26 protein-coding genes are annotated in these 20,629 nt (G+C 37.2%); 9 read left to right on the top strand and 17 right to left on the bottom strand.

The annotated features are described in order from the left end of the window. Window positions 1-29: 29 nt before the first annotated feature. From AC1DIT_RS04645 to AC1DIT_RS04625, 5 genes are all read right to left on the bottom strand, one after another. Window positions 30-1,514, bottom strand: coding sequence for a leucyl aminopeptidase (locus tag AC1DIT_RS04645; protein ID WP_016132154.1), 1,485 nt, complete (start codon window positions 1,512-1,514; stop codon window positions 30-32). A 75-nt stretch (window positions 1,515-1,589) separates the two neighbouring features. Beyond that, on the bottom strand, window positions 1,590-1,964 hold the full coding sequence (locus AC1DIT_RS04640; RefSeq protein WP_016112339.1) for a DUF309 domain-containing protein: 375 nt from the start codon (window positions 1,962-1,964) through the stop codon (window positions 1,590-1,592). Window positions 1,965-2,033: 69 nt separating this feature from the next. Then, a complete protein-coding gene (locus AC1DIT_RS04635; protein WP_016112340.1) occupies window positions 2,034-2,660 on the bottom strand; it encodes a 3D domain-containing protein in 627 nt (208 codons plus the stop codon). 85 nt (window positions 2,661-2,745) lie between these two features. After that, complete coding sequence (locus AC1DIT_RS04630) at window positions 2,746-3,063, bottom strand: YuiB family protein (RefSeq protein WP_016112341.1); 318 nt, start codon at window positions 3,061-3,063, stop codon at window positions 2,746-2,748. After that, a complete protein-coding gene (locus AC1DIT_RS04625; RefSeq protein WP_016112342.1) occupies window positions 3,060-3,566 on the bottom strand; it encodes an NUDIX domain-containing protein in 507 nt (168 codons plus the stop codon). Before AC1DIT_RS04625 ends, AC1DIT_RS04630 begins: the two co-directional genes overlap by 4 nt. A gap of 152 nt (window positions 3,567-3,718) precedes the next feature. Here AC1DIT_RS04625 and AC1DIT_RS04620 point away from each other — a divergent pair, with 152 nt between their 5' ends. Beyond that, the gene (locus tag AC1DIT_RS04620) at window positions 3,719-4,054 is read left to right on the top strand and encodes a DUF5391 family protein (RefSeq protein ID WP_229161394.1); all 336 of its coding nucleotides are present in this window, start codon (window positions 3,719-3,721) and stop codon (window positions 4,052-4,054) included. Between the two features lie 143 nt (window positions 4,055-4,197). Here the strand turns inward: AC1DIT_RS04620 and AC1DIT_RS04615 are convergent, their stop codons facing one another. Next, entirely contained in the window at window positions 4,198-5,406 is a 1,209-nt protein-coding gene (locus tag AC1DIT_RS04615) for an NAD(P)/FAD-dependent oxidoreductase (protein WP_016132155.1), read from the bottom strand. A gap of 468 nt (window positions 5,407-5,874) precedes the next feature. Here AC1DIT_RS04615 and AC1DIT_RS04610 point away from each other — a divergent pair, with 468 nt between their 5' ends. The 4 genes from AC1DIT_RS04610 (at window position 5,875) to AC1DIT_RS04595 (ending at window position 9,318) form a co-directional block, all read left to right on the top strand. Beyond that, a complete protein-coding gene (locus AC1DIT_RS04610; RefSeq protein WP_016132156.1) occupies window positions 5,875-6,864 on the top strand; it encodes an NAD(P)/FAD-dependent oxidoreductase in 990 nt (329 codons plus the stop codon). A gap of 188 nt (window positions 6,865-7,052) precedes the next feature. Then, entirely contained in the window at window positions 7,053-7,319 is a 267-nt protein-coding gene (locus AC1DIT_RS04605) for a hypothetical protein (protein ID WP_016132157.1), read from the top strand. A gap of 89 nt (window positions 7,320-7,408) precedes the next feature. Then, a complete protein-coding gene (locus AC1DIT_RS04600) occupies window positions 7,409-7,888 on the top strand; it encodes a GyrI-like domain-containing protein (protein WP_016132158.1) in 480 nt (159 codons plus the stop codon). Between the two features lie 182 nt (window positions 7,889-8,070). Next, on the top strand, window positions 8,071-9,318 hold the full coding sequence (locus AC1DIT_RS04595) for an MFS transporter (protein WP_016132159.1): 1,248 nt from the start codon (window positions 8,071-8,073) through the stop codon (window positions 9,316-9,318). 17 nt (window positions 9,319-9,335) lie between these two features. Here AC1DIT_RS04595 and AC1DIT_RS04590 read toward each other — a convergent pair whose 3' ends face one another. The 3 genes from AC1DIT_RS04590 to AC1DIT_RS04580 form a co-directional block, all read right to left on the bottom strand. Beyond that, complete coding sequence (locus AC1DIT_RS04590; RefSeq protein ID WP_033670847.1) at window positions 9,336-10,226, bottom strand: helix-turn-helix domain-containing protein; 891 nt, start codon at window positions 10,224-10,226, stop codon at window positions 9,336-9,338. 145 nt (window positions 10,227-10,371) lie between these two features. After that, window positions 10,372-11,304: an N-acetylmuramoyl-L-alanine amidase family protein gene (locus AC1DIT_RS04585; protein WP_016112350.1), complete on the bottom strand. Its 933-nt coding sequence runs from the start codon at window positions 11,302-11,304 to the stop codon at window positions 10,372-10,374. A 308-nt stretch (window positions 11,305-11,612) separates the two neighbouring features. Further along, window positions 11,613-11,864: a hypothetical protein gene (locus AC1DIT_RS04580; protein ID WP_229170364.1), complete on the bottom strand. Its 252-nt coding sequence runs from the start codon at window positions 11,862-11,864 to the stop codon at window positions 11,613-11,615. A gap of 208 nt (window positions 11,865-12,072) precedes the next feature. Between AC1DIT_RS04580 and AC1DIT_RS04575 the strand changes: the two genes are divergently transcribed. After that, on the top strand, window positions 12,073-12,525 hold the full coding sequence (locus AC1DIT_RS04575) for a 2-thiouracil desulfurase family protein (protein ID WP_016132383.1): 453 nt from the start codon (window positions 12,073-12,075) through the stop codon (window positions 12,523-12,525). 32 nt (window positions 12,526-12,557) lie between these two features. Here AC1DIT_RS04575 and AC1DIT_RS04570 read toward each other — a convergent pair whose 3' ends face one another. From AC1DIT_RS04570 to AC1DIT_RS04545, 6 genes are all read right to left on the bottom strand, one after another. Further along, window positions 12,558-12,911 carry a YxeA family protein gene (locus AC1DIT_RS04570; protein ID WP_476998078.1) on the bottom strand — a complete coding sequence of 118 codons (354 nt, stop codon included), beginning with the start codon at window positions 12,909-12,911 and terminating at the stop codon, window positions 12,558-12,560. A 191-nt stretch (window positions 12,912-13,102) separates the two neighbouring features. After that, window positions 13,103-13,252: an FbpB family small basic protein gene (locus AC1DIT_RS04565; RefSeq protein WP_476998077.1), complete on the bottom strand. Its 150-nt coding sequence runs from the start codon at window positions 13,250-13,252 to the stop codon at window positions 13,103-13,105. Between the two features lie 270 nt (window positions 13,253-13,522). Further along, window positions 13,523-13,876: a HesB/IscA family protein gene (locus tag AC1DIT_RS04560; protein ID WP_016112355.1), complete on the bottom strand. Its 354-nt coding sequence runs from the start codon at window positions 13,874-13,876 to the stop codon at window positions 13,523-13,525. Between the two features lie 41 nt (window positions 13,877-13,917). Then, window positions 13,918-14,784, bottom strand: coding sequence for a diaminopimelate epimerase (gene dapF, locus AC1DIT_RS04555; RefSeq protein ID WP_016132163.1), 867 nt, complete (start codon window positions 14,782-14,784; stop codon window positions 13,918-13,920). A 178-nt stretch (window positions 14,785-14,962) separates the two neighbouring features. After that, entirely contained in the window at window positions 14,963-16,189 is a 1,227-nt protein-coding gene (locus AC1DIT_RS04550) for a NupC/NupG family nucleoside CNT transporter (protein ID WP_016112357.1), read from the bottom strand. Window positions 16,190-16,344: 155 nt separating this feature from the next. After that, window positions 16,345-16,584 carry a YuzB family protein gene (locus AC1DIT_RS04545; protein ID WP_000595023.1) on the bottom strand — a complete coding sequence of 80 codons (240 nt, stop codon included), beginning with the start codon at window positions 16,582-16,584 and terminating at the stop codon, window positions 16,345-16,347. Window positions 16,585-17,263: 679 nt separating this feature from the next. On the opposite strand from AC1DIT_RS04545, the gene AC1DIT_RS04540 reads away from it, so the two are divergent. Beyond that, window positions 17,264-18,334, top strand: coding sequence for an NAD(P)/FAD-dependent oxidoreductase (locus AC1DIT_RS04540; RefSeq protein WP_016112358.1), 1,071 nt, complete (start codon window positions 17,264-17,266; stop codon window positions 18,332-18,334). A 354-nt stretch (window positions 18,335-18,688) separates the two neighbouring features. Then, a complete protein-coding gene (locus tag AC1DIT_RS04535; RefSeq protein ID WP_016112359.1) occupies window positions 18,689-18,847 on the top strand; it encodes a YqbF domain-containing protein in 159 nt (52 codons plus the stop codon). A 93-nt stretch (window positions 18,848-18,940) separates the two neighbouring features. Here the strand turns inward: AC1DIT_RS04535 and AC1DIT_RS04530 are convergent, their stop codons facing one another. Both AC1DIT_RS04530 and AC1DIT_RS04525 read right to left on the bottom strand, forming a co-directional pair. Further along, on the bottom strand, window positions 18,941-19,747 hold the full coding sequence (locus tag AC1DIT_RS04530) for a nucleotidyltransferase domain-containing protein (RefSeq protein WP_077295368.1): 807 nt from the start codon (window positions 19,745-19,747) through the stop codon (window positions 18,941-18,943). 87 nt (window positions 19,748-19,834) lie between these two features. Then, window positions 19,835-20,143, bottom strand: a complete 309-nt coding sequence (locus AC1DIT_RS04525) for a YuzD family protein (RefSeq protein ID WP_016112361.1) — start codon at window positions 20,141-20,143, stop codon at window positions 19,835-19,837. A gap of 208 nt (window positions 20,144-20,351) precedes the next feature. Here AC1DIT_RS04525 and AC1DIT_RS04520 point away from each other — a divergent pair, with 208 nt between their 5' ends. Beyond that, a complete protein-coding gene (locus AC1DIT_RS04520; RefSeq protein ID WP_000431179.1) occupies window positions 20,352-20,588 on the top strand; it encodes a NifU family protein in 237 nt (78 codons plus the stop codon). Window positions 20,589-20,629: the final 41 nt, after the last annotated feature.

The raw sequence follows: 20,629 nt of genomic DNA, 5'->3' as shown, positions 1-20,629 counted from the left end.
GCGTAATCCGCTGCCTTTTCTAAAACTTCTTATTCTTCTCCAAAACGGTCAACCAGTGTCGCAAGTGTACGAACCATTGCACCTGTTGCTCCTGCTGGTCCCAAATCATGTGCACTCGTTGTATCAGAAGTTCCAGCGATATCTAAATGTACCCATGGCGTTTCTTCTGCAAACTCACCGAGGAATGTTCCCGCCATTACTGCATGACCTTCACGGCCTGGTGAGTTATTTAAATCTGCGAATTTACTGTTACGAACACGCTCTTTATCGCGCTCGAAAATCGGTAATTGCCAAATCGGCTCATCTGTTTCCATCGATGCTTCTAACACTTGTTCAAACAATGCTTCATTGTTTGTCATTGCACCCGTTGTATGGTTTCCAAGCGCAACAATGACACCGCCTGTTAACGTTGCAACATCAACAAGATAGTTTGCACCAAGTTTCTTCGCATACGTAATACCATCAGCTAATGCTAAACGTCCTTCTGCATCTGTATTTAATACTTCAATTGTTTTTCCGCTCATAGATGTAATCACATCATCTGGTTTAAATGCTGTACCACTCACAACGTTATCAGTCGATGGGATAACAGCAACTACGTTTTGTTCTGGGCGAAGTTCTCCGATAATYTCCATYGCSCCAAGAACAGCTGCAGCGCCGCCCATATCACCTTTCATRCCAACCATGCCTTCACGTGGTTTTAAAGAGTAGCCCCCTGTATCATATGTGATCCCTTTTCCTACAAATCCGATAACATCCGTCCACTCTTCTTTTCCTTTATAAATAAGAGCGATCATTTTTGGTGGCTCTGTAGAACCTTGGTTTACTGCAAGTAATGCACCCATACCAAGATCTTCCATCTCTTCTTTCTCAAGTACTTTATAATCCATATCATATTTCTCAGCTAATTCAACTGCATACTCTGCAAGTTTTGTTGCTGTTAATACGTTTGGCGGCATATTTACAAGTGTACGAGCTGAATTTGTCGCACGTCCATGCATATACCCTACTGTTAATGCAGCCTCGATTTCTTTTGCATCTTCTGCTGTAATAACCGTAAAGTTTTCCAACTCTACACTTTCTTTTTTGTCCGTTTTATATGTTTGTAAATCATATGTACCAAGGCAATATACTTCATTGGCAATATGTGCAACATCAATTGCGTCTAACTTATCTGTTACAAAAGAATCAAGTAAAATTGCTGCATCTTTTACCTTCGCAGTTTTTAATGCTTTAAATGCTTTACTGAGCGAAGCACGTAACGTTTCTGTTGAGTATGATTCTTTTTTGCCCAGACCGACAAAATAATAACGTTTTACAGTTGTTTTTCCTAGGCTATGTACTTTTGAAATAGCTTTTTTCTTTGCAGAAAGCTCTTTTTCTTCTAGTAAAACTTTTAATTGTCCCTCAAATGCTTTGTCTAATTCCTGTACAAAATTACTCGTATTTTCTTCCTCAAATAAAGCAACGATGACTGCTTCATGACTTACTAATTCTTTTTGTACTTGAAACATGTTCAGACCCCCTAGATTTCTCTATTTTCATTATAACTGCATTTTCCCTAAAATGCGATAATTCTAACTTCTCTTTCACTTCATATATATAATGAGCTCCGGTAATGACGGCAAATCATGTACTTGTTCATATGGGACTTTCTCTACCTTTTCAGGTATGATTTTCCGGAAACTTTGAATAAATGCCACGACTTCGTTCACATCTAAATTCCAATACAAAGGACAGTACGGTGTCAAATATTGCTCCGCCACTTCCATCATAAGCCGCGCTCCTTTTATATTTCCATAGCTGTAATGATACTGAGCAACTACCATTTGTAATAAACCTTTCAAAAATAAATTACTTCGCTCTTCCAGCCACATTTCCTCGAGCAAATCGTGGCACGTATAATAATCTCCTTCATTATATTTCACGAAAAACTCATAATATGCCAAAGGATAGTCTTCCACTTCCGCACCTCGTTTTTCTTATATTGTGAATGAAGACAAATAAAAAAGTCTAGTGTCAATCTCACTAGACTATTTCTGTTTCAAATATTGACCGCGGAATACTTGCAGCGTTTCATCTTGATTGAGCATCGTTAACTCATCTTCTGTTAACTTACCGTTCCCCATTTTCACTACATATACATTTACTTTTTTCTTGCCCCACTCACTATATACATCTTGAACGGTTTCATAATATAAATCGAGTCTATTTCCTTTTATGGCCCCGCCTTTATCTGCTACCACACCATAGCCATAGCCTGGTACAAAAAGAATGGTTCCAACCGGAAACACACGTAAGTCAGCTGCGATTGTAGAATATATATCCCTTTTTGCCTTCACGCCAGAATATGTAATGCCATACTCTGGGTGTCCAGGTCTTTTACCGGTTGATTCTATCCCTGACGTATAACCGGTTGCTGTCATTTCCATTACACGATATTTAGACCAGTCTTTTCCCTGCTCTAAAGCATTTATCACTTCTTTACTCGGAACAACTTGTTGCCCTCTTTCTGCTGCATGTACTTCTTTTACATTGCCTTCTTGATATGTTTTTACAATCTCTAGTAGAGAGACTCCTGTGAACGCTTGCCATGTCACGCATAATGCTGCTACAAGTAAACAAGTCATCATAATGCGAATACCATATCGTTTTAACATTTTAATATTCCACACTCCTTCATCGTTAGTCATTCCCCATACGATGTAGAAATATGCAAAAAAATAATCCCCAGAAAACTGGGGATTAAAACATTTGATATCCGCTTTGGCGCAATTTTTTTATTACAATACCAGACAAAATTGCCCCGATTAATCCAGTTGATAAAATAAAAAGATCGGCTTGTCCAAGATGCGATACACTTGTCCCAAATGAAGAAAATGTTTCTTTTGGTTTTGAAAAATAGTCCCAAACACTCGCTTTATTAATGATTAGTATGCAAACAATTGGATAGACAATAACCATCACCCACGTAGCACGTAAAATCATATTGAGCAAAAATCCAATTCCAAAAAACAAAATAAAAAACAACATCATTGAAATAAGTAGTACCGGTATACTCACTTGTTCCCCATCTCCTTCTCTCCCGCCGTAAACACATGATACGCTGTATATCCAAATTGCTCTCCTGGATTTAGTGTCGTATCCATCTCAAGAATTGGTCCTGCATTCCCTTCTAATAAATATCGAACTAATATAGAAGTATCTTGATCATCTGCAATATCTTTCGGATCTAAAAATGCTACTTCCGACAATTCCTCTTCTTGAACGGTAACCTCTTCTCCTTCTGGTTCCAGTAAAAAAATAATCATATTATCGCTAATCTCATCACGAATGACACCAGAACGAATGCCAATCACTCCTTTTACATGTGTAACAATGCCTGTCTCTTCTAAAATTTCACGCTTAACAGCTTGGTCAATCGTTTCGCCCTCATTTACGAAACCAGCGGGCAATGACCATTTCCCCTTTAAGCCTCCGTATTTTTTCTTAACGAAGAGCCAACGACCATCTTTTGTAGCTACAAGCCCACTTACAGCTAGCCAAACATTCCCACGCTTCCCCATGATGTAAAACCCCTTCCGATTAAACGAACAGAATATTCATTCTTTTCTATGTATTATACTATATTTTTCAGTAAGAATAATATAATCTTCCCTATTCCTCAGTTACTACGCTTTTTTCTACCTCTCTAAATTTCCCATATTTTTGATGTAATGTGAATGTCAGGTATTATTTCCCTATAGAAAGGTCTCGAATTACTTCAAAATTCTTCCTTGAATATTACATCACACCTATTCATTGCGAAAGGAGTAAAAAGAAAAATGAGAAATCAATCAGCACGATTTTACTATTTTATATCGTACCTCTACTTCTTTATATAGCAGGAATAAAGGCAATGAGATTCATCATGGCAGTTCTTTGCGGTATGGGACTATGCATAAATCTTGTGATACTTGCATCCGTATTTATTATAATGCGCGTAAATGACTATAGCCTTTCTTCCGTCTTAGGAGTCATCATTTTTGCGCGACGGTATCACTCACAAATATAATTTGGTTTTTTGTTGCTTTTCGGTCAAACAAAATGTCTACTTATACACTGAATGTTCGTTGAAACAGAACTTTAAGAAAAATTTGTATTACATGAAAAAAGCAGAAACGACTCATAGCCGTTTCTGCTTTTTTCTACTATATATTAAAAGAACTTTAATTTACCTTTTTTAAGAACTAATAAAGGTCCACCAAGTAAGAATAAGTAACGGTTGTCGATTACTTTCTTCATGAAGGAAGCTTTCCATCCCGTTAACTTTTTACCCATAACAACGCCCATTGCATCGTCATGTCCTAATGAACACACAGATCCTTTGTTATCAAATACGAATTTCTTCATTTCGCCTTTACCGCGAATTAACACAGATAAGTTATGCGCAATGTTGTAACCTTGTTGAATTGCAATTTGTGCTGTTGGTGGATATGGACGATTAATTTCTTCATTAATGATTAACGCTGCGTCACCAACCATGAATACATCTTCATGACCCGGAGCGTGCATATACTCATCAACTTTAATACGTCCGCGCATTGCTTCAAAGCCAGACTCTTCCACAATACCGTTACCACGAACACCCGCAGCCCAAACAACCGTTTCAGATTTAAGTAATTCTACATCGTCACCGTTCGCAACTAGAATACCTTCTTCAGTTGCTTCTTTAATTGCCGTACCGATGCGGAATTCTACACCTTTTTTCTCTAACTGTTTTACAGCGTACTCAACTAATTCTGGATCGAAACCAGGAAGTGCCGACGGAGCAGCTTCCACACAAATAATACGTGCTTTTTCACGTGGAACATCATACTCTTTGCAAAGTTCAGGAATACGGTTTGCAAGTTCCCCTACATACTCGATACCTGTAAATCCTGCACCACCAACAACGATTGTCACTAACTCATCGCGCTTTTCAGTCGCATATTGAGAGAACTTGTATTCCATATGATCACGAATTTGACGAGTTGCATTAATATTAGTAATAGAGAATGCATGCTCTTTCAATCCTTTAATGCCAAATGTTTCAGATTCGAAACCAAGACCGATTACTAAGTAATCATACTCTAACTCAGCGTTTTTTAAGATAACGCGTTTTTCAGCTGCTTTAATTTCTACAACTGTATCTTGTACAAAGTTTACTTTATTTGTATCAATAACGTCTTGAATGTCGAGACGGATTTTATCATGATGTAATGTGCCAGCTGCACTTTCATGTAACCAAGTTGCTTGGTAGTGATAGCTGTTGTTGTTTACTAACGTAATTTCAGCTTCACTTACAGATAATGTTTTTTGTAGACGAACAGTCGTAATCATCCCACCATAACCTGCACCCAAAACTACGATTTTTGGAGTTTTCACTAAATCACAACCCTTTTCTTTATATAATAGTAAATAAGCATAAGACCAAAGTATTAAACACTTATTTTGTCAAGAATGTAGAATTCCTCACATTCTTAACCATAACAAAACGTATTCAAAAAATCTTACGAAATTTGTCATAAAAAATTAACATAATACTTTCCTATATTAGTCGGTTTTATTTCAGAATTCAAGCACCTAGAGAATTATCAATATTTTAAAATAACATAGCGTTTTCAAGGGTTTTTCAGCCTTTTTTTCATGTATTTTCCTACTTGGTATACTTTATACATTTTCATCCTATCTATGCACAAGCTTACATATAATTCAGTCATTTCTTGCAGTATTCTAAACTGAAATATGGTATCATTTTTATTGTAAAGTGCAATCTTATTTGCAGGATTTCCGTATACATATGAACAATATATGGAATCAATATCGAAATTCCATCTATAGGGGGAATAAATAGTGACAGAAATTCAAAAAGTTTACGACATAACGATTATCGGTGGAGGTCCAACAGGATTATTCACAGCGTTTTATGGCGGAATGAGACAGGCAAGTGTAAAAATTATTGAAAGCTTACCGCAGCTTGGAGGACAATTATCCGCACTATACCCYGAAAAATATATTTATGACGTAGCGGGATTCCCGAAAGTACGCGCGCAAGAACTTGTCGATAATTTAAAAGAACAAATGAAAAAGTTTGAACCGACTGTTTGCTTAGAAGAAGCAGTTGATACACTTGAAAAGCAAGCTGATGGCGTATTTAAGCTTGTAACAAATAAAGGAACACACTATTCTAAATCTGTCATTATTACAGCTGGTAATGGTGCCTTCCAACCACGCCGATTAGAACTAGATAGTATAGAGAAGCTTGAAAAGAAAAACTTACACTACTTCGTTGATGATATGAATAAATTCGCTGGAAAACGCGTCGTTGTATTTGGCGGCGGCGACTCTGCAGTGGACTGGACAATGATGTTAGAACCAATCGCTAAACAAGTAACAATCGTTCATCGCCGTGATAAATTCCGTGCTCATGAGCACAGCGTAGAAAACTTAATGAACTCTCGTGCAGACGTAAAAACACCTTACGTTCCAGTTGAATTAATTGGTGAAGACAAGATTGAACAAGTTGTTCTGCAACATGTGAAAACAGAAGAAAAAGTTGTTATTGACGTTGATGATGTCATCGTAAACTACGGCTTCGTCTCTTCTCTTGGTCCAATTAAGAACTGGGGCTTAGACATTCAAAAGAACAGCATCGTTGTAAACTCTAAAATGGAAACGAACATCCCTGGTATTTACGCAGCTGGTGACATTTGTACATATGAAGGAAAAGTAAAGCTGATTGCATGTGGCTTCGGTGAAGCACCAACAGCAGTAAACAATGCAAAAGCTTACTTTGATCCAAATGCAAAACTGCAACCAATGCATAGTTCTAGTATGTTTTAATTGATAAATGAAACGGACTCCTTTCGTATGAATGGGGTCTTTTCTATTAAACTGCCCCCACCTTCATTTCGTTTAGGGGAGGGGGGACTACTCGGTTAAAACGATAAATCCTTTTACTGTTTCATAAGCCAGCGATAAAGTTCAAATCATTATAGGAAAGTCATCTTTTTAGAAAGGCGGTTTTTGACATGGACATTAGATGGAAAAGTGAAGAGATTATTTTTGACACACTAAGAGAATCTGAAGTATGGGCGGACTCGATAGCAAACGAAATATATGGAAGAACGATTGATGGGTATATAACCCCTGACTATAAAGTAGCTTATGCCCTTTCATTTTTCTTAGCTTCAGTTCCTAACTTCATCGTTCACACAGAAACATGTGTAATAAAAGATTCATTCATTTATAAAGTCTGGGTAACCACTTTGACCAGTGCAGAGCAAAAAAACGTCTAAAGGGCACCTCTTAATCCTCCCCTTATCTGTATAATTATGGTACAATCAAAAGAACGTTTGTTCTTACTGAAAAAGGAGGAGTATAAAACATGAGTCAACCAAAGTTTATTAAAAAAGAAGCTTTCCAAGCGATTGGCATCTCCGCTACAACAAAAAATGAAATTGAAATGTCCACTGAAGGAAAGATCCCCAAGCTATGGACCGACTACTGCCAAGGTCAAATAACAGATCAAATTCCTAACAAAAGTAAGCAAAGCGAAACACTTGCATTGTATTCAAACTATGAGTCCGATGAAACTGGAGCCTATACATATACAATTGGTATGCCAGTCTCTTCATTAGACACCATCCCTGAAAATATGACATCTCTCACAATACCTGCTCAGACATATGCGGTATTTACGACTCGCAAAGGCCCAGTATCAGAAGTCACCGTAGAAACATGGCAAGACATTTGGAAGTGGTCGAAAGAAAACAAACGTGCTTTCACAACAGACTTTGAATTGTATGATGAACGAGCGATGGATCCAAATGATGCGCAAGTTGATATCTATATTGCATTAGCCTAAACCATATAATAAGAAGGTGCTTTCGCATCTTCTTATTTTTTTGCCTTAAAAAATCCACTGGGCAAATGTGCTATTATTGTCTACAATGAAAAAGTGCAGTATAGAAATATTAGAAACTGTATAAAACGAGTGTTAACAGGATTTTATATCCACTCAAAATTGTTACATAGAAAGGAAGCAATATGGAGGAACTACAAAAAAACAAATCTGCTCCAACAGAAGGCGGAACACCTTTACTACAAAATACAAACTTCCTATTTCTCTGGGCAGCTACTCTATTTTCAAGCTTTGCTTTAGCTTTTTTTACCTTTTCCCAAACATGGTACATAGCGAAAACATTAAATCTCGAAGCTTCACTAGGTGTTGTCTTTGTTGCACTTAGCGTCCCAAGACTTATCTTTATGATTGTCGGCGGAGCTGTCGCAGATAAATTTCCGAAAAAAAATATTATGTTTTACTCAAATATCATTCGTGCACTTCTTGTCGCAACAATTCTAATCTGGTTTATCGTTGGTCATGTAACGTTATATACGTTTGCTTTGTTTGCTTTGTTTTTCGGATTAGCGGACGCCTTCTTTTGGTCAGCAGACGGTTCCATTCTCCCTGAACTTGTAGAAAAACATCGTTTAACACAGGCGAATTCACTTACCCAAATGACGAACCAAGCATCCGTAATTTTAGGACCTGTACTCGGTGGCATTCTCATCAAGTTTAGTAACTATGAGACCATTTTTACTATTACTATTCTGCTTCTCATTATTGCTGCTATACTCGTCCAAAAAATCCAATTTACATTGCAAGAAAAAACGGATATAGACAAAGGAATGTTTACCTCCATTAAAGAAGGCATTTTGTACGTAAAGGAATCGCCTTTTCTTTCAACATTTCTTACCTGTAGCGCCTTTTTAAATCTATTTTTAATCGGCCCAATGCAAGTTGGCTTCCCGTTATTTATCAAAAATGTACTGCATGGTGACTCGCTTCAATTTAGTTATTTAGAAGCAGCTGTTGGAGGCGGAATGGCAATTGGTGCTGTCATTGTTGGCCTTAAAAACATTAATCGTAGACGCGGCTTGTTTTGCATCATTATGATGCTGTTATCTGGCGTTTTCTTCTTATCCATTAACTTCAGCACAGCACTTTGGCAAGCATTATTAGCAGGCGTATTTTACGGCATTACAATTGCCATGGCTATCGTTCCGTTAATGGCGATGATTCAATCTACTGTCAAAGAAGAAATGATGGGGCGCGTCATGAGCTTGCTGATGCTATCATCTATGGGCTTCATCCCGCTTTCCTATGCATTCACATCACTCGCACTTGCAGCTGGTATTCCGATTGTGACGATTATGAAAAGCGGCGCAATCGCAGTGATTGTCTTTGTATTATTTATTGCGATTCGCGTTCCTGTTGTACGAAAATTCGATTAATCAAGGGGAGTCATGTGTCATATGCATGACTCTTTTTTGAATGGATCAAATAAGGTCACCTTCCTGCTCCTTCTTATAGCCGCCCCCCATTCTAACCCAACATCTAAAAATAGAGCTCGCATCGTACTATACAAGAGTGCTCTAACATCTTTACGAATCTCTCCACATTTATACGCTCTTACCACACTTTTCGTACGACAGATAAGTTGCGTACAAGTCTCCTCATCCGTAATCAATTGCTCAAAAAATACCCCTTGTTCTAATAAACCACTCTTTTTATAAGCAAGTTCCACCTTACTCCAAAGCAAATTAATCGTTTGTGGATTTCTCGACATCGGAACAATTGCATCTACAAATGCAATTGGAATATCATGACGACAATATGTTTCATCAAGTTCATACGTTTCTCTTTTCTTTTGTACTTGAGAAAAGTTTTTAAAAAGAATAGTTTCCTCCTTTTCTGACACCTCTTCCTTCTTACGCCCCTCTACATGTACGCTCTTTTCACATGCGGTCATTTTCATACGGTCATCCATACGGTCATCCATACGGTCAACAGCTGCTTTACGAAATACATATAAGTTCGCACTATATCCCCCGCGCTTATATCTTTCTTTCGTAGGAATCCGCTCAATAATCCCGAGTTCCTCCAGTTTGGCAACAGAGCGACGCACCGTACGAATACTTTTTCCTATTTTGGTCGCAATTGTTGCCATTAACGGACAAGCAACTCCAACTGTTTTTTGCTTTTCATTAATCGCATATCTCCCTAAAAAACGAATCACTAAAAAGTCCGTTTTATTTATGTTTGCTTGATAACAGATTAAAATTTGCTGCTGGTATGTATTAAACTCTTCTTTACTTTGAAATTCGCTATATGTTTTCATTAAATGATAGAAAGTTCCCATTTTTATCACCCCATATATAAATAGGTGCGATAAAGCAGAATGGGCGATTTATTTTTAAAATTCTTGATGAACTGGAGACGTAAAACAAAAAAACAGGCCGCATTCAATTATGCGACCTGTCTTGTTTATCAATAAGGACTATTTCTTACCAATAACCAACCCAAACACCGTTACTATTGAACTTGTGCCATTTGTTATCAATAAATACCGGGCCTGTTCTCATATCACCAAAAGAAGCATCGAGGTAGTACCAGCTTCCACCAAGTTTTAACCAACCTCTGTGTTCTGATCCATTTTGGTTAAAGTAGTACCAGTAATTGCCCGATTTTTGCCAACCGGTTTGCATAGCACCAGTGTTATCGAAGTGGTAATATACCTTGTTTATAGAAACTCTTCCAGTTTTCATTTCTCCGCCGTATGAGTCAAGGTAATACCATTTTCCGCCAGTAGATAGCCAGCCTGTTTGTTTTACCCCATTATTATTTAAGAAATACCAAGAGCCATTAATTTGCGCCCAACCTGTTTTCATAGCACCAGTGTTTGTATCAAGATAGTAATACGTATATTTTCCTGTTTTGTTATCTTTGAATGAAATCCAGCCTGTCTCCATAATTCCGTAACTGCCAAGGTAATACCATTTTCCGCCAGTAGATAGCCAGCCTGTTTGTTTTACTCCATTATTATTTAAGAAATACCAAGAGCCATTAACTTTCGTCCAACCTGTGTGCATTGCTCCCGTGCTTTCATTTAGATAGTAATATGTATATTTCCCTGTTTTTTTATCTTGAATGGAAACCCAGCCTGTTTGCATAGTTCCATAAGAGCTAAAGTAGTACCATTTACCACCAATAGATGACCAACCTGTTACCTTTTTCCCATTTTTATAGTAGTACCATTTACCCTGTTGTTTTACCCACCCTTGAGCTTGAGTAGCCTTACTTACACTTGCAACTTTAGGAGTAGCAGTAGAATTTTGAATCGTCTTGTTTTCTTCTGCATGAGCAATAGCTGGAATTAATAGTGCAGTAGAAAGTACAGAAGTAGCAATCATCTTTTTCATTTTATTTCCCTTTTTCATTCTCTTTCCCCTTTTCAAAATAGATAGTTTATATTATTTTACCAATTTTATCTAACAAATTAAATGTTTTTTTGTAATATATATACAAATAAATCAACAGATGGTTATGAGCTATAGATTGTTATAAACAAATTACTAGATAATTTTTTAAAATTATACAAGTTTGATAGCGTTCTAAAATGCGCTATATGTTTTCATGAAATGATAGAAATCTCTCATTTTTGATGCTTTGAAAGCATAAAAAACAAAGCAGGTCGTATTTAATCCCGCGGCCTGCTTTACTTATCGATAAAGACTATTACTTATAATTAACAAATCCAAACACCGTTATCATTAAAATAGTACCAGTTGTTATCAATAAATTTTTCACCTGTTACCATTTTCCCATAAAAGTCGAGGTGATACCAGCTTCCATTTTGTTGTACCCAGCCTTTAGCTTGGCTGGCATTACTTACATCCGTAATTTTAGAAGCAGTAGCATGTTGAATCGCCTTGTTTTCTTCTGCATGAGCAATAACTAGAATGAATAGCGCAGTAGAAAGTAAAGATGTAATAATCATCTTTTTCATTTTTTTCCAAAAAAAATATATTCTGTACCATTTTGCCAAGTAAATCTATTAAATTAAATGTTTTTTAAAGGTCCATATATATGATTGAATTGTAAGATTATTACGAAATATATATTACATCTTTCTTTACTTTGAAATTCACCATATGTTTCCGTTAAATTATATATAAGAGATCCCCTAATGATCTGAGGTGAAAAACATGATTATAATTAGTGCATGCTTAGCTGGCATTGCTTGTCGTTATGACGGAAATGACAACCTAATCTCAGCAATAGAAGAGCTATTACAGAAAGAGGAAACCGTCCTTGTTTGCCCAGAAGTATTGGGAGGTTTACCTACCCCCCGTCCATCAGCAGAAATCATCGGCGGCAATGGGGACGATGTACTAGATGGTAAAGCAAAGGTGATGGATAAAGACGGGAACGATGTAACAAATTTTTTTGTTCAAGGAGCTTATCAAGCTTTGGAAAAAATAAAAGATTTAAATCCCGAATATATCATTTTAAAAGAGCGAAGTCCGTCTTGTGGTAGTTCTACTATTTATACAGGAGAATTTAACGGAAATAAACAAGAGGGGTACGGTGTGACAACAGCATTGTTTAGACGACATGGCTTTACAGTAATTTCAGAAGAAGATTTTGAAAACAAATAAAGGATTTGACCTAGAGGTCAAATCCTTCTTCATTATTTCACGCCTAATTTTCCTTTCACTTTTGCAGGAAGCTCGTCTTTCTTTACTTCTTCCCAAGCTGTTACACCTTTTTTATCAGAATAATATACGCGTAAAAATGCTTCTTTACGAAGGTTCTTATTAGCTGTAAATTCCATTTCTTTTTCTTTACCTTCTTTATCGAATGCAGGTAATTTATACTCAAATGATTTGTATGTGCGACCATCATCAGCTTTACCTGTCTTTTCCGYTCCATCAACTGTAATTTGAACGTAGTACTCATCTTTTCCCATACGGTTCAAATCGCAACCAACTAGAAGGCTAGCAAATACAACTAAAATACTAAAAAGTGCAATATATCTTTTCACGTCATTCACCTCATGTGTTTTTTATTATGTTGTTATCATAATCTCTTTTTGCTTGAGGAGAAATTCAAAAACATGACATGAATATTACACTTTTGTAAGATTAAGCACTGAAAAAACAAAAAAGATAATCAACTACTGCAACTAGTCGATTATCTTCTTTTTTGTATATCAACAAAGTTTTCGTATCCTAATTAGGAAGCCGATTTATTAATTGTATAACGTTGTTCAATACGTTGTTCAATTTTTTCCATCTCTTGTTTATCATTCAATATCTTTTGTTTATTTTCTTGTACCAATTCTTTAAACGATTTATGAAGTAATTTACAATRTTTGTTCGCCATAATCATTTCTCCTTATTGTCTGTGCAATCACAGATATAAAATAAAATTTTCCAATCACCATAAATTTTTTGTCTTTATTTGTCGAAAAATTATTCTTAATTCAAGAATACTATAACTTCCGAGTTTTTAGACCTATTTGTTTGAACATTTTGTGAATTTAATAAAAAAAGAGCGTCCGTCTTCGGACACTCTTTTCCTTTATAGCGAATTAAATAAGCGTTTGATTAAGTCTGCAAAACTCAATCATATCTCGATACGAAAAGCATTACATTAGCACTCTTCCGGCTTACCAGCATTCGACGCCGTACGGAAAGATGATCCACATCCGCATGATGCGATTGCATTCGGGTTATCGATTGTGAACCCGCCGCCAAGCATAGATTGCTTGTAATCAATTTTTACTCCTTTTACAATCGGAGCACTTTCTTTATCAATAACAAATTCAACACCGAAAAACTCAAGAACTGTGTCGTCTTCATTTGGTTCTCTTTCAAATCCTAGACCGTAAGAAAGACCGCTACATCCACCGCCATGCACAGCAAGGCGAACGTATTTCTCCCCATCTTCAGCATCTTTTAACATATCTTTAATTTGAAATGCTGCTTGTTTTGTTACATCAATCATGAAATCCACCTTCCTTTCTTCTATCTTTCTATTATACATCTTTACGCTTCTATCTTGTACTCATACACTCCGCGGCAAATTACTTCTGCTGGACCTTTCATCAAAACGTTTCCTTCTTCTGTCCAAGCAATCATTAAATCGCCACCTGCTAAATGAACCGTAATTTCTTCACCACGCTTCATTTTTTCATTTAACACTGCTGCCACAACTGCTGCGCATGCTCCTGTTCCACACGCCTGCGTTACACCTGATCCGCGTTCCCAAACGCGGAAGTTCATTTCATTGTCATTCACAATTTCAATAAATTCAACATTTACGCGTTCCGGGAACATTTCATGTGTCTCAAGTACCGGTCCTAATGTTGTAAGCGGAGCTTCTTCCACATCATCAACAAAAATGACCGCATGCGGATTTCCCATTGAAACAGCAGTAAACGCATAGCGATGATTATTGTATAGGAAGTCTTCACGAATAAACGGTGTTTCTCCCTCGCCAAGCATCGGTAACTCTGCACGAGTTACACGAGGTGCTCCCATATCAATTTTAGCTAATGTAACGATACCGTCTTCTACTGTCACTTCAGCCGTTACAATTCCAGCCATTGTTTCTATTGTAAAAACGGTCTCTTCTACTAGTTTATGCTCATACGCATATTTCGCTACGCAACGCAGTCCATTCCCACAGCTTTTTCCTTCTGACCCATCATTATTAAACATGCGCATTTTTACTGGTGCTACTTCAGACGGACAAATTAAAATCATTCCATCTGCGCCAATTCCAGTGTTGATATTCGACACTTTTTCCGCTACAAGAGATAGTTCCTCTTCTGGAATTTGCTCTTCAAACATATTTACATATATATAGCTATTCCCAAGACCATGCATTTTTGTAAAAGAAAATTTGTTCATCCTCATTCACTCCAAAAAAAATTTGTTGTTTTAAGTATAAAATGCATGCTTTTGGAACACAATAAGAACGTCCCCCGTTTCTCATATTTGACAACGTTTTGATGGCTTTTATATAAGAGCCGTTCTTACACAAATTGTGTAAGAAAAAAGCCCTTCTCGGAAAGGGCCTTTTTTTATTTCACACAAACATTCCTGCAATTGCAGCGCTCAATAAGTTAGCAAGTGTTCCAGCTACAATTGACTTTATTCCAAATTTCGCAATATCACTACGACGGGTTGGCGCCATTCCCCCAAGTCCCCCAAGTAAAATGGCAACAGAAGATAGATTCGCAAATCCGCAAAGTGCAAAGGTAATCATTGCCATTGTTTTCTCTGAAAGTTTCCCCATATAAGGAGCAAAATCAGTAAACGCTACAAACTCATTTAAAATTAACTTTTCTCCAATAAAACTTCCAGCTGTAATGGCTTCTGCCCACGGTACACCAATGACAAACGCAAGCGGTGAAAAAATATATCCTAATATAAGTTGTAGTGATAGATCTGGATAACCGAAAAGACCACCAATCCCACCAACAATTCCATTCAAAAGAGCGATGATGGCAATAAAAGCAATTAACATTGCTCCAACATTTAAAGCAAGTGATAATCCATCAGCTGCTCCGCGCGCTGCGGCATCGATGACGTTTGCTGGTTTTTTGTCACCATCTTTATCATCGTCTTCATGCTTATTATGTACTTCTGGCTTATCTGTTTCTGGAAACAATAATTTTGCCATAACAAGTCCAGCAGGTGCCGCCATAACGCTTGCCGCTAATAAAAACTTAAGCGGCACGCCAAGCGCAGCATATCCAAAAAGCGTTGAGCCTGATACAGATGCTAATCCTCCCACCATCACCGCAAACAGCTCTGACTTTGTCAGGCGTGGCATGTATGGTCGAATCACAAGCGGAGCTTCTGTCTGTCCTAAAAAGATATTCGCTGTTGCAGATAACGATTCGGATTGACTAGTCCCTAGTAGCTTTGCTAGTGCACCACCGACAATTCGAACAATCCATTGCATAATTCCTAAATAATATAAAACAGCAATAACCGATGATAAGAAAATTAAAATTGGCAGTACCCGAAACGCAAATACGAATCCAGTTGTTTTCGTTGGGTCCCCTAAACTACCGAATAAAAATAAAATACCAGCATTCGCAAAATCCATAATCTTTTGCACAAACTGCGTTACCTTCTCTAAAACCATTCGCCCTACATCCCACTCTAATACGATAAAGCCAAATAATAACTGAATTGCGAGTCCACCAAATACAGTACGCGGCGAGATTGCTCTTTTATTATTTGAAAGTAAATAACCAATTAAAAGAATAACGATTATTCCACCGAATCCCCAAATAATATTCATTCTGTCACCTCTAAAGTTCAAATTCTTTGTTAGCATTTCCTCTAAAAGAATTTTTACTCTGGTGAAACAATTGAACTCCCCCACCTTCACTTCGTTTAGAGGAGGGAGTCTTCTCGGTTAAAATGATAAAAAAGACGTTGCTTATATGCAACGCCTTAAAACATTGGGTTTTCATCTAAATAATCGTATACATTTTTCACAAGCTCTTCTACCGTTGCACCTTGTACGACTTCCCCGTTTACAAGTGCAAAAGGCCCTTCAAAACAAATGCCACAATATCCCAGACAACCGTACTCCATAACATCTAAATTTGGATCTTTTTCAAATTTTTCTAGCGCTGCTTGTGAGCCACTCGCAAGATTACCTACACAAAATTCGATTAATGGCTTAATCAAAACAATCCCCCCTGTATCTCCAAAAAATAAATCTATAATATGAAAACTAAGCTGTTTCTTGTTGTTTTAATTACACCTAATAAAATATTTAGCTACTTTACTGTTTCATTTCGAATCAAAAGATCTTCTCTATATAAATCCATGTTGATTTCCCAACATACAGTTCACTGCTATGAAAACAAAAAAAGATCTCCACTCATTTCCTCCTTCTGGTTTCACACCGCATGGGGCCAACAAAGGCACTGACCGCTTCTATCCATCGGCGGACGCTCTCTCCAACCTAAAAGAAAGGGTTTCTATCGTTTTTTTATCTACATATTGATTTCCCAGCATACAAACTACTGCTATGAAAACAAAAAAAGATCCCCACTCATTTCATCCTTCTGGTTTCACACCGCATGGAGCCAACAAAGGCACTGACCGCTTCTATCCATCGGCGGACGCTCTCTCCAACCTAAAAGAAAGGGTTTCTATCGTTTTTTTATCTACATATTGATTTTCCAGCATACAAATTAAAACAGTTTGTCCACTTTTCTTCTTATTGTACAACAGAGTACACATTCATGCATTGTTATTTGTTCACAAATTCGATATAATTTGAGTGAGTAAAGTCAAAATATTTTTTCAATATATAATTGTATGATTAGGGGATATTTCAACAGAAAAGGGGTAATCCATCATGAAACACCTCGTATTACTGGGTGGCGGCTACGGTGGAATGAGAATTCTACAACGGCTTCTTCCAAACAATCAACTCCCAGATGATGTCCAAGTGACATTAATCGACAAAGTACCATACCACTGTTTTAAAACAGAATATTACGCATTAGTAGCGGGTACAATTTCAGAAACACATATTCGCATTCCGTTTCCAGAACACCCGCGTCTCAACATTCAATATGGCACTGTAACGAATGTTGACATTGAAAACAAAGCCGTTCATCTCGATGGCGGTGAAGTTGTCGAATATGATGACTTAATTATCGGTCTTGGCTGCGAAGACAAGTATCATAATGTTCCGGGGGCGAAGGAATATACACATAGCCTTCAATCAATTGAACAAACTCGTAAAACGTATGAACAATTAAATAGTTTAGAACCAAACGCAACGGTCGCTGTTGTCGGTGCTGGTTTAAGCGGTGTTGAAGTTGCAAGTGAACTTCGTGAAAGCCGTTCTGATTTAAAGATCTACTTATTTGATCGAAAAGATCGCATTTTATTCCCGTTCCCAGAAAAATTAAGTAGATACGTAGAAGAGTGGTTCGTAAAGCATAATGTTACAATTATACGAAACTCTAACATTACGAAAGTAGAACCAAACGTTGTGTACAACCATGACGAACCGCTTCAATGTGATGCAATCGTATGGACAGCTGGTATTCAAGCAAACGAAGTTGTTCGAAACCTTCCAGTTGAACAAGATAGTAGTGGTCGGATTGTATTAACAAAATATCATAATATTCCAAATGATGAGCATGTTTATGTTGTAGGAGATTGCGCTTCTCTTCCACATGCCCCATCTGCACAGCTTGCTGAGGGCCAAGGTGAACAAATTGTCCAAATATTATTAAAACGTTGGAACAATGAGCCCCTTCCTGATGAACTACCTGTTATTAAATTAAAAGGTGTTCTCGGTTCTCTCGGTAAGAAACACGGATTCGGATTATTAGCAAATCAACCATTAATGGGACGAGTTCCTAGACTTCTCAAGTCGGGTATCCTTTGGATGTATAAATATCATAATGGTTAAAAAACAAGAGCTTATCGCTCTTGTTTTTTTCTATTTTTCTCCTTTTTTGATACGATATGAATATGTAAGTACAAATTGAAAAACCGGAATAAAACCTAATCTTTAGATGGGAGAGAGCATCTAGCCATGCATAGAAGCGGTTAGGGCCTTTCCCTGCCCCATGCCATGTTAAAACAAAGGGAGTAAACGAGTGGAGATCCGCTTTTGTTTCCATAGCCGCGTTTTATATGTTGGAAAATCAAGATGGGTTTATATAGAATCCCTGATTAACACACCTGGTATATTAATCCAATTTAAGGATATTATAGTAATAAATCTTTAGATTTGTATCGTTCTATAATGGAGGTATCGGTTATGTATTATGTTAAACTAATTCAGGGACAATCCTTCTATGCTTTTGATCATCGCTTCTTGCTAGATCAAGAAGAACAAGTTACACAAAGAATTTTTAAATACCTGTGCAAAAATGAGTTTTTCGAAGTACGTAAAGACGAGAATACTTCCACAGCATAATAATGAGTAGCTAAGTAGTGTGTACGTTAAGCACTAACAAATCCCTTTATCTACAAACTGAGCAGCCATACTATTTGTAGTATGACTGCTTTTTTATCCTTCCCATTTCCTCCGGCACTCCTCTATCCCACTAAGCAAATACTTCTTCGTCATATCTGCCCGCTTCCAAATGGAAATCATTCGTTTTGCTCTCTTATTATGACGCATCCGCTCTACCTCTTGTAACAAAGGCATCCATTTTTCACTAGACGCCCTCATCATATATTGTAATCCCTCATCTTTTGAAACAATTATTTTATGCTCTAATGTATACAAAATGCGTCCCATCGTTACAACAGCTGATTCTACCCATTCTTCAATTAAAAATAAATATGGCCGTGATGCTTTTTTACTCCAGTACTGTTCTACATTATATTTCATCGTTTCTACCACATCACTCCATGGCGTCTGAAACGGAAGCTTACTTGCTTCCTCCCCAATTACAGTAATCCCTTGATTTTTTAACGTCCACCACGTTACAGCATTCACATCCCAATGTCCTGTGTGAGCTTTTCCATCTGCACAATAGACATACTGCAGCATTTCCTCATTGTATTTCCCTAAATCAGCAAGTGGAATATACATACCGTCCATTCGTCTTCCTAACATGCTTTTACTCAATTTTTTGTGTAACTCAATTATTTGTATGTTCTGGGTTTCACTGACCGACTCTCTCGTTACTGTAACAAAATCAACGTCACTCGTTTCTAAATGAAATGCTCCTAATGCAATTGAACCATATACATATACTCCAATTAATTGTTCGTTTAAAAAAATATCTTGTAATCCAATCACATATCGCTCCATTAAGACCTTTACTTCTTCTGGAAGTCTATGTTTCACTACCCCTTTCACACGCATACCCCCTTGATAAGATTACCTATAAAGGTTATTTTTTCCACATAAACATATAAGAGAAGCCTTTGCTACCGCAAAGACTTTTTTGTATTATAAATATTTCTCGATTTCTTCATATACGTCCTTCAAACGAGGATTCCCTTCTCCAACGATTTCACCGTTTACAAGAACAACTGGATAAAATAAATCCTCTTCAATTACACGCTCTACGAAAGCTTGCTTTTCTGCATCTTCTTGCTCTTCTTGAATATCAACGTATTCAAACTTAAATTTATCATCTTGACCTTCATATTTACGACCAATTGCCGCTTGTAGCCATTCAAATGTTTCAGTCGAAGACGGCATTCCAACGCAGCTCGCACAAATTACTTTTGCCCCATATACTTGAACATTTACCATTATTTCTCCCCCACTTCTCTGTTCTAACAGTACGATTCGGTGACTTTCCTCATAAGCACATCTCTTTACAAGCTTAATTCTTGTCCTCTATACTGAAAAAACACATTGTAAACATGATACAATATTTCGACAATAAAACAAAAACAGAAAAAATAGATTTTCCCCTGTATCTTGATTATAATAAAATGGATGAAAGGAGTCGATAAAAATGGAAAACCCAAATATGCAAGAACAAGTACTAGAAGTATTAGATAAATTACGTCCGTTCTTACTTCGTGATGGCGGTGACGTTGAATTAGTAGATATTGAAGAAGGTATTGTAAAACTACGCCTTATGGGTGCATGCGGTAGCTGCCCAAGTTCTACAATCACATTAAAAGCTGGTATCGAACGCGCACTACTTGAAGAAGTACCAGGCGTTATCGAAGTAGAACAAGTATTTTAAATTTAAAGCGGTAGCGGCTCGCTTAGAATTGCTTCCACTGG

Source organism: Bacillus sp. 05T22, from assembly GCF_056396765.1.
Note: the sequence above shows the minus strand (reverse complement) of the source record. Positions and strands in the feature narration are given on the sequence as shown.